Raw genomic sequence first — 13,015 nt, forward strand, 5'->3', positions numbered from 1 at the left:
CCCGCGTGGGGCGCGTGCCGGAAAGCGTGTGTTGTCAGCTGCTCCCTCCGTCCGAGCAATGCACGCGGTGCGCGCCCGCTCGGGTGGGCGGTCGGGAGAGGTTTGCGGAGAAGAACGATGATGTTGATCGAAGAATCCCAGCTGCCCGAGGCGGCGCTGCCGGTCGCCGCGCTGAGGCGGCACCTGCGGCTCGGCACTGGTTTCGCCGAGGACGACCTGCAGGACGCCGTGCTGGGCTCGTTCCTGCGCGCGGCGCTGGCGGCGATCGAGGCGCGCACCAGCAAGGCGCTGATCGCGCGCGGCTTTGTCTGGACGCTGCATCGCTGGCGCGACGCTCAGGCCGAGCGCTTTCCGATCGCGCCGGTGACGGCGGTGACGGGCGTCGAGGTGATCGACCGTTTCGGTGCAGCCGAGACCGTTGAGACAAGCGCTTACCGGCTCGAACAGGACGGTCAGGCGCCGCGGCTCTGCGCGCAGGGCGCCGCCTTGCCGACACTGCCCGAGGGCGGGGCGGCGGAGATTCGTTTTACCGCCGGCTTCGGCGCAGCGTTCGATGATCTGCCGGCGGATCTGGCTCAGGCAGTGCTGCTGCTGGCGGCACACTACTACGAGTATCGCGAGGCGACCGGGCTCGGGCAGGGCTGCATGCCGTTCGGGGTTACTTCGCTGATCGCGCGCTACCGTCCACTTCGCATGGGGTTTGGCGCATGAGCATTCCGCTATTGAACCGCAGGCTGGTGCTCGAGGCGCCGGTGGTCAGCCCTGATGGCGCAGGGGGGCAGATGGAGAGCTGGACCGCCATGGGCACGCTCTGGGCCGAGATCCGCCCCAAGACCGGGCGCGAGGCGACCGGCGAGGCGGGCGCGATGTCGGTGCGGGCCTTCCGTATTACCGTGCGCGGCGCGCCGCTGGGGGCCTCGAACCGGCCGCTGCCCGGACAGCGCTTTCGCCAGCAGACGCGGCTTTTCCGCATCGTGGCTGTGACAGAGGCCGAGCCCGGCGGGCTCTATCTCACCTGCGAGGCACGCGAGGAGGTGGCGGCATGAGCTACGCGATGTCGGCGGCGCTTCAGGGTGCGATCTATCAGCGGCTGGCCGGGGATCCGGCGCTTGCGGCGCTCGTGGGGGCGCATATCTACGACGCGCCGCCTGCCGGGACGCTTCCGGGGCTCTACCTGACGCTCGGCGCCGAGACGGTGCGCGATGCCTCCGACGCGGATGGGAACGGCGCCTGGCATGATCTGACGGTGGCGGTGATCAGCGACGCGGCGGGATTCCAGTCGGCCAAGGAGGTGGCGGCGGCGGCGAACGACGCGCTTGACGATGCGCCGCTGGCGCTGACGCGGGGGCGGCTTGTGAGCCTGCGCTTCCGGCGCGCCCGCGCGCGGCGCGAGAGCGGCGGGCTGAGGCGCATCGACATGATCTTCCGCGCCCGTGTCGAGGACGCGTGAGGCGCCGGCACGACCAGTCAGTGACACGTGGCGGAGGCTTCCGCCGATCAGCAAGGAGCGAGACAGATGGGTGCCCAGAACGGCAAGGACCTTTTGGTCAAGGTGGACCTGACCGGCGACGGCCAGTTCGAGACCATGGCGGGGCTGCGCGCCACGCGGGTGAGCTTCAACGCCGAGAGCGTCGACGTGACGACTCTGGAGAGCCAGGGTGGTTGGCGCGAACTCTTGGCGGGGGCCGGGGTGAAATCGGCCAATATCTCGGGCTCGGGCGTGTTCAAGGACCAGGCGACCGACGAACGCGCCCGGCAGATCTTTTTCGATGGCGACACGCCGGCCTTCCAGGTGGTGATCCCGGATTTCGGCACCGTGGAGGGGGCGTTTCAGGTCACCGCCATCGAATATGCCGGCAGCCACAATGGCGAGGCCACCTACGAGGTCTCGCTGGCCTCGGCGGGCGCGCTGAGCTTCGTGCCGGTGCCGGTGGTCTGATGGCGAACCCGTGGCGCGGCGAGGTGGCGGTGACGCTTGATGGCGAGCGCCGGGTGATGCGGCTGACGCTGGGGGCGCTGGCCGAGCTCGAGGAAAGCCTGGGCGACGATACGCTGGTGGCGCTGGCGCAGCGCTTCGAGGAGGGGCGCTGCAGCACCCGTGACGTGCTGGCGCTGATCGTCGCCGGGCTGCGCGGCGGCGGCTGGGAAGGCTCTGCGGCGGATCTGCTGCGCGCCGAGATCGCAGGCGGCCCGATGGCGGCGGCGCGGGCGGCGGCGGAGCTCTTGGCGCGGGCCTTCATGCTGCCGGAGGAGGGCTGATGGAGCGCTTCGACTGGCCCGCGCTGATGCGCGCCGGGCTGCGCGGGCTGGGGCTGCGGCCCTGCGAGTTCTGGGCGCTGACCCCGGCGGAGCTGCGGCTGATGCTGGGCGGTGACAGCGCCGCGAGGCCCATGGGACGGGCGCGGCTCGAGGAGCTGCTCGCGGCCTTCCCGGATCAGGTGAAAGGGGATCGGCAATGACCGAGTTTGGCGAGACGGGCGATCTCGACGGCGATATCGCGGCACTGGAGGCGAGCCTCGGCTCGGCCAGCGCCATGGCGGCGGGGTTCGATGCCGAGCTCAAGCGCATCCACCAGACGTTTTCCGCGACCGGGGGCAGCGTGACGCGGCTCGAACGGTCGCTGAGCTCTGGGCTGGGGCGGGCCATCGACGGGGTGATCCTCGACGGAATGAAGCTATCGGACGCGCTGGGTGTGGTGGCGCGCTCGATGGTGGATGCGGCCTACCGCGCCGCGGTGCGACCGGTGTCGGATCATCTGGGCGAGCTGATCGCCGGCAGCATGGCCGGGGTGTTCGGTGGGCTCTCGCCCTTCGCGCAAGGCGGCGCCTTCGCGCAGGGCAAGGTGATGCCGTTTGCCTCGGGCGGGGTGGTCAACGGGCCGGTGGCCTTCCCGATGCGGGGCGGCACCGGGCTCATGGGGGAGGCCGGCCCCGAGGCAATCATGCCGCTCTCGCGCGGGCCGGACGGGCGGCTAGGGGTTCGGGCCAGCGCCGCGCACCAGCCGCCGATGGTGGTGATGAACATCACCACGCCAGACGTGCAGGGTTTCCGCCGCAGCCAGTCGCAGATCGCGGCGCAGATGAGCCGCGCGCTGGGTCAGGGCCTGCGCAACCGCTGAGGAGCTGAGGAGAAGAGCATGAGTTTCCACGAGGTGAGATTTCCCGCCGACCTGAGCTTTGGCGCGCTCGGAGGGCCCGAGCGGCGCACGGACGTGGTCGAACTGAGCAGCGGCTTCGAGGAGCGCAATAGCCCCTGGGCGCATTCGCGCCGGCGCTACGATGCGGGGCTGGGGCTGCGCGGGCTCGACGATATCGAGCAGCTGCTGGCGTTCTTCGAGGCGCGGCACGGCCAGCTCTACGGGTTTCGCTGGAAAGATTGGGCCGATTATCGCTCCTGCAAGCCCTCGGGCACGGTGAGCCCCGGCGACCAGGTGATCGCGCGGGGCGACGGGGCGACGCGGAGCTTCCAGTTGGTCAAGGTCTATCGCTCCGGCGGGGCCAGCTATGCCCGCCCGATCACCAAGCCGGTGGCGGGCACGGTGATCTCCGCCGTGCAGGACGTGGAGATGCGCGAGGGCGTGCATTTCGCGCTCGACCTGACCACGGGCACGATCACCTTCACCGACCCGCCGCTTTCCGGCGTCGAGATCACCGCGGGCTACGAGTTCGACGTGCCGGTGCGCTTCGACACCGAGCGCATCAACGTGAGCGTCGCGAGCTTCCAGGCCGGGCAGGCGCCCGACGTTCCGGTGGTCGAGGTGCGGGTCTGATGGGGGCGGCGGAGCTACATGCGCATCTGGCCGGCGGGCTTGGCACCGTGGCGCGTTGCTGGGCGGTCACGCGGGCCGATGGTGTCGCGCTCGGGTTCACCGAACACGACCGCGATCTGGCGTTCGACGGGCAGATCTATCGCGCCGATACTGGCCTCAGCGCCAGAACGCTGCAGCAGGCCACGGGGCTCTCGGTCGACAATTCCGAGGCGATGGGTGCGCTGCGCGACGATGCGCTGTCGGAGGCGGATATTGAAGCCGGGCGCTTCGATGGGGCCGAGGTGGTGTGCTGGCTGGTCAACTGGCAGGATGTGAGTCAGCGGCGGATGCTGTTCCGCGGCTCGATCGGCGAGATCCGGCGCGCGGGCGGGGCCTTTCACGCCGAGCTGCGCGGCCTGACCGAGGCGCTGAACCGGCCGCTGGGGCGCGTCTATCAGGCACCGTGCACGGCGGTGCTGGGGGATGCGAGCTGCCGTGTCGATCTTGGCGAGCCGGGGTATTTTCACGAGGGCGCAGCGGTGCAGGTGCAGGACAACCGCGAACTGCTCTTCGGCGCGCTGACCGGCTTCGAGGCGGGCTGGTTCCAACGCGGCCGGCTGGTGGTGCTGAGCGGTGCGGCGCAGGGGCTGACGGGGGCGATCAAGCGCGACCGTTTCAGCGAAGAGGGGCGGCGGATCGAGCTTTGGCACCCGCTTGGGGCGACGCTTGTGGCGGGCGATCTGGTGCGGCTCGAGGCGGGCTGCGACAAGCGTTTCGAGACCTGCCGGCTGAAATTCAACAACGTCCTGAACTTCCAGGGCTTTCCAGACATTCCCGAGGAGGACTGGATGCTGGTGCATCCGACCCGGGCCAAGGCCAAGGGCGGGGGAAGCCGGCGATGAGCACGCGGATCGTGAGCGCAGCGCGGGGCTGGATCGGCACGCCCTATCGCCATCAGGCCTCGCTGCGCGGGGCGGGGTGCGATTGCCTCGGCCTCGTGCGCGGGGTCTGGCGCGAGGTGATCGGCCCGGAGCCGGAGACGGTGCCCGCCTATACCCGCGACTGGTCCGAGCCGCAGGGCGAGGAGGCGCTGCTGGCCGCCGCGCTGCGGCACATGGCGCGCAAGCCGCTCGAGGAGGAGGCGCCGGGCGACGTGCTGCTGTTTCGCATGCGCGATGGCTCGGTGGCCAAGCATCTCGGGCTGCAGGCCGGTCTTGGCGCGGCGGCGAGCTTTGTTCATGCCTATAGCGGCCACGGCGTGGTCGAAAGTCGGCTCAGCCGGCCCTGGCGCCGCCGGCTGGCGGCGCGTTTTGCGTTCCCGGAAGGAGCAAGCTGATGGCGACAATCGTCTTTTCCGCCGTAGGCGCCGCCGTGGGCGGAGCCATCGGTGGCTCGGTACTTGGCTTGTCGATGACTGCGGTGGGCCGGTTCATCGGTGCCAGCCTCGGGCGGGCGCTCGACCAGCGGCTGATGGGACAGGGCTCGGAGACCGTCGAGACCGGGCGCATCGACCGTTTTTTCCTCAGCGGGGCCGGCGAGGGCGCGGCGATCCCGCAGGCCTATGGCCGGATGCGTCTTGGCGGGCAGGTGATCTGGGCCACAGAGTTTCGCGAGCGGGTCGACAAGGACAAGGTCGGTGGCGGCGGCAAGGGCGGAGGCGGTCCAAGCCAGACGGTGAAGAGCTACAGCTATTCGCTGAGCCTTGCTCTGGCGCTTTGCGAGGGCGAGATCACCAGCGTCAACCGGGTCTGGGCCGATGGTGCCGAGATCCCGGTGGGCGATCTGAACATGCGGGTCTATACCGGCAGCAGGGACCAGTTGCCCGACCCCAAGATCGAGGCGGTCGAGGGGGTCGGACAGGTGCCGGCCTATCGCGGCACCGCCTATGTGGTGATCGAGGACATGACGCTCGAGAATTACGGCAACCGGGTGCCTCAGTTGAGCTTCGAGGTCACCCGCCCGGTGCAGGACGATCCCGAAGACGTGCCGCATATCATTCGCGGCGTGGCGATGATCCCGGGCACCGGGGAATACGCGCTGGCGACCGAGCCTGTCTACATGAGCTACAGCGAGAACGGCTCGGGGCTTCCAAATGTCAACAGCCCCTCGGAGGCCCCTGATTTCAATGTCTCGCTCGACCAGCTGACCGAGGAAGTGCCGAACTGCGGCGCAGTCTCGCTGGTGGTGAGCTGGTTCGGCGGCGACCTGCGCTGCGGAACCTGCGAAATCCGTCCGAAGGTCGAGCAAAAGCAATTTGAGTCGAGGAACATGCCGTGGCAGGTCTGTGGCGCCACAAGGGGCACGGCGCAGGCGGTGCCCGAGCTTGACGGTCGCCCGGTCTATGGCGGCACGCCCTGCGACGCCTCGGTGATCCAGGCGATCCGACGCATGGTGGCGCAGGGGCTCGACGTGCTGGTCTACCCCTTCATCCTGATGGACCAGATGGACGGCAACGGCCTGCCGGATCCTTGGAGCGATGCCGAGGACCAGCCGGAACTGCCGTGGCGGGGGCGCATCACGCTCGACGTGGCGCCCGGGCGGCCCGGCTCGCCCGATGGCACCTCCGCCGCCGACGCTCAGGTGGCGGCGTTCTTCGGCACGGCGCAGGCCTCGGATTTCACGATTACCGACGGCGAGGTAACCTATACCGGCCCCGAGGAGTGGAGCTATCGCCGCTTCATCCTGCACCACGCGGCGCTCTGCGCCGCCGCCGGGGGCGTCGAGGCGTTCTGCATTGGCTCGGAGATGCGCAGCCTGACATGGATCCGGGGCGCGAGCGACTTTCCGGCGGTGGCGGCGCTACGGGCGCTGGCGGCGGAGTGCCGGGCGCTTCTGGGGCCGGAGGTCAAGCTCAGCTATGCCGCCGACTGGTCGGAGTATTTCGGCTACCAGCCGCAGGACGGCTCGGGCGATGTGTATTTTCACCTCGATCCGCTGTGGTCCGATGACCAGATCGACTTCATCGGCATCGACAATTACATGCCGCTCTCGGACTGGCGCGAGGGCAGCGACCACGCCGATGCCGCCTGGGGCGCGGTCTACGACCCCGGCTACCTGATGGCCAACGTGGCGGGCGGCGAGGGCTACGACTGGTACTATCCCTCAGAACAGGCCCGCGACGCGCAGCGCCGCGAGCCGATCACCGATGGCGCGCACCACGAGCCTTGGGTGTTTCGCTACAAGGACATCCGCAACTGGTGGGACCACGCCCATTACGAGCGCATCGGCGGCGTGCGGCAGCCCGACCCGACCGGCTGGGTGCCGGGATCGAAACCGATCCGCTTTACCGAGCTGGGCTGCCCGGCGGTGGACAAGGGCACCAACCAGCCCAACAAATTCCTCGACCCCAAGAGCTCCGAGAGCGACTTGCCTTACTATTCCAACGGCTTGCGAGACGAGCTGATCCAGCGCCAGTACCTGCGGGCAATGCATGGATACTGGACCGACCCGGCCAATAACCCGGTCTCGGAGGAGTACGGCGCGCCGATGCTCGACATGGACCACGCCTATGTCTGGGCTTGGGACGCACGGCCCTACCCTTGGTTCCCGGGGCTCGCCGAACTCTGGGCCGACGGCGACAACTATCGGCGCGGGCATTGGATCACCGGCCGTGTCTCCTCGCGCACGCTGGCCTCGGTGGTGGCGGAAATCTGCGAGCGTGCGGGTCTGCAGGACTACGACGTGAGCGCGCTGCACGGCTGGGTGCGTGGCTACGTGGTGGGCGAGGTGGGCGATGCCCGGCGCGCGCTGCAACCGCTGATGCTGGCACATGGCTTTGACGCGGTGGAGCGCGACGGCAGCCTGCACTTCATCCTGCGCAAGGACCGACCCGTGCAGGCACTGACTCGCGATGCGCTCGCCGTGTCGTCGGAGCTTGATGGCGATCTGGTGCAGATCCGCGCCGCTGAGGCGGAGATGGCGGGGCGGGTGCGGCTGCGCTTCCTCGAGGCCGATGGCGATCATCTGGCGGTGGCCGAGGAGACGGTGCTGCCCGATGACCGCACCCATGCCGTCGCCGAGACCGAGTTGCCGATGGAACTGACTCGGCGCGAGGCGCGGCTGACGCTGGAGCGCTGGCTGGCGGAGTCGCGCGTTGCGCGCGACACCCTGCGCTTCTCGCTGCCGCCGTCGCGTCTCGGGGTCAGCGCGGGAGACATCATCTCCCTGCCCGGAGAGGCGGGCGAGGTCGTGGCGCGGGTTGATCGCGTCGAGATCGGCGCGCAGCAGATGGTCGAGGCGGTGCGCTTCGAGCCCGATGTCTACCTGCCGTCGGATTTCCCCGACGATGCCGCGATCCTGCGCGGCTTCGTGCCGGCGGTGCAGGTGCTGCCGCTGTTCCTCGACCTGCCGCTGATCACCGGTGACGAGGTCCCGCATGCGCCGCATCTCGCGCTCACCGCCGAGCCTTGGCCCGGCTCCGTGGCGGTCTACGATTCCGCCTCTGATGCCGATTACGCTCTGAACGAGATCATCGCAGCGCGCTCGGCAGTCGGCGTGACCGAGACCGCCCTGGCGCGGGCGCCCTCGGGTCGGATCGCCCGTGGCGCGGCTTTGCAGGTGCGGATGCTCTCGGGCGAGCTCGCCGCGATCGACGACGCGGCGCTGCTGGGCGGCGGCAACCTCGTGGCGATCGGCGATGGCAGTCCGGGCGGTTGGGAGCTGATGCAGTTCCGCGATGCGCAGATGGCGGGAGAGGCCACCTGGCTGCTGAGCCACCGCCTGCGCGGGCAGCTCGGCACCGACGCTCTGATGCCAGAGGTCTGGCCGGCGGGCTCGTGGGTGGTGCGGCTTGACGGGGTGCCGCAGCAGATCGCGCTTGCGGCGGCCCTGAGGCGGCAGCAGCGGCATTTACGCATCGGACCCGCGCGGCGCGGCTATGACGATCCGAGCTATGTGCATGAGGTCCACGCCTTCGACGGCAACGGGCTGCGGCCATTCAGCCCGGTGCATCTGCGGGCCGAGGATCAGGGCGGCACGTTGGCGCTGAGCTGGATCCGCCGCACCCGCATCGACGGTGACGACTGGGAGCTTGCCGAGGTGCCGCTTGGAGAGGAGCAGGAGCTCTACGAGGTTCGTGTGATGCAGGGCGAGACGGTGCTGCGTAGCGCGCAGGTTGCGACGCCACAATGGAGCTATGACCCCGCTCAGGATGGCCTCAGCGGGAGTTTCGAGATCGCGGTGGCACAGGTCTCGGCGCGCTACGGGCCGGGGCCCTTCGCGAGGCTGTCGCTCACAGCATGAGGCCGGTCCTGCATGGCGACGTGATCTGTGCCGCCTGTGCGCTGCTGGCGGTGCCGCGCGGGATGCGCTGGCGTCAGGCGCGAGAGATGGTGACCCAGGCCGACGCCGCCGACCGCTACCGCCGCCATTTCGGGCGGGCCCATCCCGACTGGGGCAACGGCACGTTGATGGCGGCGGCGCTGTCGCGTCCGGTCGCGCCGGAGCGGCGCCTCGATGATCCCGACTATGCCGATTGCCTGATCCTCGCGCTGGAGGCGGTCCGGTTGCGCCATCGTGAGCGGTAAGCCATCACCACCGACGATTCCAACCATCACGGTTTTGCGTTTCAGCCCTCCCGGCCTATCTGCTATAAGAACCGGATCAAACGGAGGTTACGATGGCCGAAACCCGCGCAAGGATCGCCGAGCTGGACCCGGTCTGGGACCGCATCACCCGCGAAGCCGAACAGGCCGTCGCGGACGAGCCGCTTCTGGGCGGGATGGTGCATGTCTCGGTGCTGCACCACGCCACCATCGAGGGCGCGCTGGCCTTCCGCATCGCCATGAAACTCTCGAACGGCGAGATGTCGGACCAGATCCTGCGCGAGATCTGCGACGAGGCCTATGCCTCGGATCCGTGGCTGGCGCGTGCGGCGCGGGCCGATATCCGCGCCACCTTCGATCGCGACCCGGCCTGCCACCGCTTCCTGCAACCGCTGCTCTACTTCAAGGGCTTCCAGGCGGTGCAGACCCAGCGCGTGGCGCATTGGCTCTGGGGGCAGGGGCGTTGGGATCTGGCGTTCTTTTTCCAGATGCGTGCGTCCGAGCTCTACGGCGTCGACATTCACCCCGCCGCCGAGATCGGGCAGGGGATCATGATCGACCACGCCCACTCCATCGTCATCGGCGAGACCGCCAAGGTCGGCAATGACGTCTCGATCCTGCACTCGGTGACGCTGGGCGGCACCGGCAAGGAAGACGAGGACCGTCACCCCAAGATCGGCGATGGCGTGCTGATCGGTGCCGGCGCCAAGGTGCTGGGAAATATTCGCATCGGCAACGGCTCGCGCATCGCGGCGGGTTCGGTGGTGCTTGAGGAAGTGCCGCCGTGCAAGACCGTGGCGGGCGTCCCGGCCAAGATCGTCGGCGATGCCGGCTGCGATCAGCCGTCGCGCAACATGGATCAGAAACTCACCGGCTGCAACTGCACCGGCTGAGCAGAGGCCTTCTAGTCAGAGACAAGAAGGGCCGGGCTCCACGGATGGAGCCCGGCCCTTTTTCGTCGTCCTCTAGAGCGCCTTACTCCGCCGGGATCACCGCGCCGCGGCGCGGGCGGGCGTCGAGCCAAGCGAGGCCCAGGACCGCGATCCCGGCAGCCCCGAGACCCGCGCCCACGATGCCGGTGGCGCTGAAGCCGTGACCGGCGGCGAGTGCCATGCCCGCGAGCCAAGGACCCAGCGCATTGGCGGCGTTGAAGGCGGCGTGGTTGAGCGCGGCCGCGAGGGTCTGACCTTCGCCGGCCACGTCCATCAGGCGCATCTGCAGCGGGATCACCAGACCGGCGGTCAGGCCGAGCGCCATCACCACGAGGATCATCGCGATCCACTGGCCCATCACCGCGGCATAGATCAGCGAGCAGACGACCATGCCGATGAGCAGCAGCAGGGTGCCGCCGAAATGCGACCACGCGGCGAGGCGGCCCGCATAGTAGTTGCCGGCGGTGGCCCCGATGCCGAAGCACGACAGCGCCAGCGGGATCGCCCAGGCGGGTGCATCCGTGGCCGAGATCAGCGCGGCGGAGAAGTAGGAATAGACCGCGAAGACCGCACCGAAGCCCACGGCACCGACGGCCAGCGTCAGCCACACGGCGCGGTTGGCCAGCGCAGAGAGTTCGCGCAGCGGGCTCGCTGCCGGGCCGTCCTGCGGCTCGGGCGCGACGCGGGCGATCATCAGCGCCGAACCGGCGGCGATCACCGCCACCAGCACGAAGCACCAGCGCCAGCCGAAATACTGACCGATGGCTCCGGCAGCGGGCACGCCGATGACATTGGCAATGGTCAGCCCCATCAGCACCTGCGCCACGCCAGCCGCCTTGCGGCCCTGCGGCATCATCTCGGCGGCGAAGAGCATGCCGATGCCGAGGAAGGCCCCGTGCGGCAAGCCCGAGAGCACGCGCGCGATGACCAGCGTGTCAAGCCCGGTGGCAAGGGCGGTGAGCACGTTGGTCAGCATGAAGAACGCCATCAGCAGCACCAGCAAGAGCTTGCGCGGCAACATGCTGCCGAGCACCGCCAGCACCGGCGCGCCGACCACCACGCCGATGGCATAGCCGCTGACCGCAAAGCCGGCCTCGGGTTCGGTGACGCCGAGATCGAGCGCGTAATAGGGCAGGAGGCCCATGGCGGCGAACTCGGTCACGCCAATGGCAAAGGCGCCAAGGGCGAGTGACAGGATCGTCAGGCGGGCCTGGCGGTCGGTATAGACCATGGAACAGCTCCGAAGTGTCGGGGTGACGTCGTGGGGATCTTGACGGCAGGCATAGGCAAACCTGCCGCAGTGCAGCATGTCTTACGCTAACGGCCCGGTGGGGGAGCGCACAAGCCGGATTGTCTGCAAGGGGGCCATGCACCGGAAACATACATCGGAGCAAAAGGAAACGCCCGCCGGTGGGCGGCGGGCGTCTCAATGATGCGAACCTGAAGACAGGTCAGGCGAGCATCACCATCGGGTTCTCGAGGTTCTCGACGATCGCCTTCAGGAGTTCGGCGCCAAGCGCGCCGTCGATGACCCGGTGATCGACCGAGAGCGTCACCGACATCACCGTCGCCACGGTCAGTTCGCCGTCGTCGCCGACGATGGGCTTCTTGACCCCGGCGCCGACCGCGAGGATGGCGCCGTGCGGCGGGTTGATGACGGCGTCGAAGTTGTCGATGCCGAACATGCCGAGGTTGGAGATCGCGAAGCTGCCACCGACATATTCATGCGGCGCAAGCTTCTTGCCGCGGGCGCGGGACGCGAGGTCCTTCATCTCGGTGGACAGGGCGGAGAGGGATTTCATCTCCGCGTCCTTGAGCACCGGGGTGAAGAGGCCGCCGTCGATGGCCACGGCCACGGCAACATCGGAGGGCTTGAGCTTGAGCATCCGGTCGCCGGCCCAGACCGCGTTGGCATCGGGCACGGCCTGGAGCGCCAGCGCGCAGGCCTTGATGATGAAGTCGTTGACCGAAAGCTTCACGCCGCGGCCCTCGAGTTGCTTGTTGAGCTGGCTGCGGAACTTCAGCAGCGCGTCGAGCTTGATGTCACGGCGCAGGTAGAAGTGCGGGATGGTCTGCTTGGATTCGGTGAGGCGGGCACCCACGGTACGGCGCATGCCGTCCAGCTTGACCTCCTCGAAGTCGCGGCCCTCGTACATCTTGAGGACCTGCTCGGCGGAGGGGCCGGTGGGCATGCCGCCACCCGACGCGGCGGGGGCTGCCTTGGCGGCGGGCGCCTCGGCGGATTTCGGAGCCTCGGCGGCGCCGGGCTTGGCGCTTTCCACGTCGGCCTTCACGATTCGGCCATGCGGGCCCGAGCCCTTGATCTGCGCCAGATCGAGCCCCTTGTCGGCGGCGATGCGACGCGCCAGCGGGGTGGCGAAGATGCGCTTGCCATCCGAGCCCTGCGGTGCTGCGGGGGCAGCGCTGGCCGAAGCGGCGGCGGGCGTCGCGGCGGCGGCCTTGGCCTCGTCCTTGGCCGGGGCCTTGTCCTCGGCGGCAGGGGCAGGGGCAGGGGAGGCGGACGCGCTGTCGATGTCGTCGGCGCTTTCGCCTTCCTCGAGCAGCACGGCGATCGGCGTGTTCACCTTCACGCCCTCGGTGCCGTCCTCGATCAGGATCTTGCCGATGGTGCCTTCATCGACGGCCTCGAACTCCATCGTGGCCTTGTCGGTTTCGATCTCGGCGAGGATGTCGCCGGAATTCACGGTATCGCCTTCCTTGACCAGCCATTTGGCCAGGGTGCCTTCCTCCATGGTCGGCGACAGGGCGGGCATCAGGATTTCGGTGGGCAT

The 13,015-nt window shown here is 69.0% G+C and carries 15 protein-coding genes; 13 read left to right on the forward strand and 2 right to left on the reverse strand.

Annotated elements, in window-relative coordinates:
• Positions 1-117: 117 nt before the first annotated feature.
• From JF542_RS01835 to cysE, 13 genes are all read left to right on the forward strand, one after another.
• A complete protein-coding gene (locus tag JF542_RS01835) occupies positions 118-711 on the forward strand; it encodes a head-tail connector protein (protein WP_207074510.1) in 594 nt (197 codons plus the stop codon).
• Positions 708-1,046, forward strand: coding sequence for a head-tail adaptor protein (locus JF542_RS01840; RefSeq protein WP_207074511.1), 339 nt, complete (start codon positions 708-710; stop codon positions 1,044-1,046). Before JF542_RS01835 ends, JF542_RS01840 begins: the two co-directional genes overlap by 4 nt.
• Positions 1,043-1,450 (forward strand): DUF3168 domain-containing protein, encoded by a 408-nt coding sequence (locus tag JF542_RS01845; protein WP_207074512.1) that lies wholly within the window; start codon positions 1,043-1,045, stop codon positions 1,448-1,450. Before JF542_RS01840 ends, JF542_RS01845 begins: the two co-directional genes overlap by 4 nt.
• 66 nt (positions 1,451-1,516) lie before the next feature.
• Complete coding sequence (locus JF542_RS01850) at positions 1,517-1,939, forward strand: phage major tail protein, TP901-1 family (RefSeq protein WP_207074513.1); 423 nt, start codon at positions 1,517-1,519, stop codon at positions 1,937-1,939.
• On the forward strand, positions 1,939-2,259 hold the full coding sequence (locus JF542_RS01855; RefSeq protein WP_207074514.1) for a gene transfer agent family protein: 321 nt from the start codon (positions 1,939-1,941) through the stop codon (positions 2,257-2,259). The genes JF542_RS01850 and JF542_RS01855 overlap by 1 nt, the downstream gene beginning before the upstream one ends.
• Positions 2,259-2,459, forward strand: coding sequence for a rcc01693 family protein (locus JF542_RS01860; protein ID WP_207074515.1), 201 nt, complete (start codon positions 2,259-2,261; stop codon positions 2,457-2,459). The genes JF542_RS01855 and JF542_RS01860 overlap by 1 nt, the downstream gene beginning before the upstream one ends.
• Positions 2,456-3,118 (forward strand): phage tail tape measure protein, encoded by a 663-nt coding sequence (locus JF542_RS01865; protein ID WP_207074516.1) that lies wholly within the window; start codon positions 2,456-2,458, stop codon positions 3,116-3,118. Before JF542_RS01860 ends, JF542_RS01865 begins: the two co-directional genes overlap by 4 nt.
• Positions 3,119-3,136: 18 nt before the next feature.
• Entirely contained in the window at positions 3,137-3,769 is a 633-nt protein-coding gene (locus tag JF542_RS01870) for a DUF2460 domain-containing protein (RefSeq protein ID WP_207074517.1), read from the forward strand.
• Positions 3,769-4,650: a DUF2163 domain-containing protein gene (locus JF542_RS01875; protein ID WP_207074518.1), complete on the forward strand. Its 882-nt coding sequence runs from the start codon at positions 3,769-3,771 to the stop codon at positions 4,648-4,650. Before JF542_RS01870 ends, JF542_RS01875 begins: the two co-directional genes overlap by 1 nt.
• Positions 4,647-5,084, forward strand: coding sequence for an NlpC/P60 family protein (locus JF542_RS01880; protein ID WP_207074519.1), 438 nt, complete (start codon positions 4,647-4,649; stop codon positions 5,082-5,084). Before JF542_RS01875 ends, JF542_RS01880 begins: the two co-directional genes overlap by 4 nt.
• The gene (locus JF542_RS01885) at positions 5,084-8,989 is read left to right on the forward strand and encodes a baseplate multidomain protein megatron (RefSeq protein WP_207074520.1); all 3,906 of its coding nucleotides are present in this window, start codon (positions 5,084-5,086) and stop codon (positions 8,987-8,989) included. Before JF542_RS01880 ends, JF542_RS01885 begins: the two co-directional genes overlap by 1 nt.
• Positions 8,986-9,273, forward strand: coding sequence for a DUF7742 family protein (locus JF542_RS01890; RefSeq protein ID WP_207074521.1), 288 nt, complete (start codon positions 8,986-8,988; stop codon positions 9,271-9,273). The genes JF542_RS01885 and JF542_RS01890 overlap by 4 nt, the downstream gene beginning before the upstream one ends.
• Before the next feature lie 92 nt (positions 9,274-9,365).
• Positions 9,366-10,184 carry a serine O-acetyltransferase gene (cysE, locus tag JF542_RS01895; protein WP_007792177.1) on the forward strand — a complete coding sequence of 273 codons (819 nt, stop codon included), beginning with the start codon at positions 9,366-9,368 and terminating at the stop codon, positions 10,182-10,184.
• Positions 10,185-10,266: 82 nt separating this feature from the next.
• Here cysE and JF542_RS01900 read toward each other — a convergent pair whose 3' ends face one another.
• Positions 10,267-11,454 (reverse strand): MFS transporter, encoded by a 1,188-nt coding sequence (locus tag JF542_RS01900; protein WP_007792180.1) that lies wholly within the window; start codon positions 11,452-11,454, stop codon positions 10,267-10,269.
• Between the two features lie 220 nt (positions 11,455-11,674).
• Positions 11,675-13,015 (reverse strand): pyruvate dehydrogenase complex dihydrolipoamide acetyltransferase, encoded by a 1,341-nt coding sequence (locus tag JF542_RS01905; RefSeq protein ID WP_007792182.1) that lies wholly within the window; start codon positions 13,013-13,015, stop codon positions 11,675-11,677.

The sequence above is a fragment of the Salipiger bermudensis genome, from assembly GCF_017309175.1.
GTDB classification, from domain to species: domain Bacteria; phylum Pseudomonadota; class Alphaproteobacteria; order Rhodobacterales; family Rhodobacteraceae; genus Salipiger; species Salipiger bermudensis.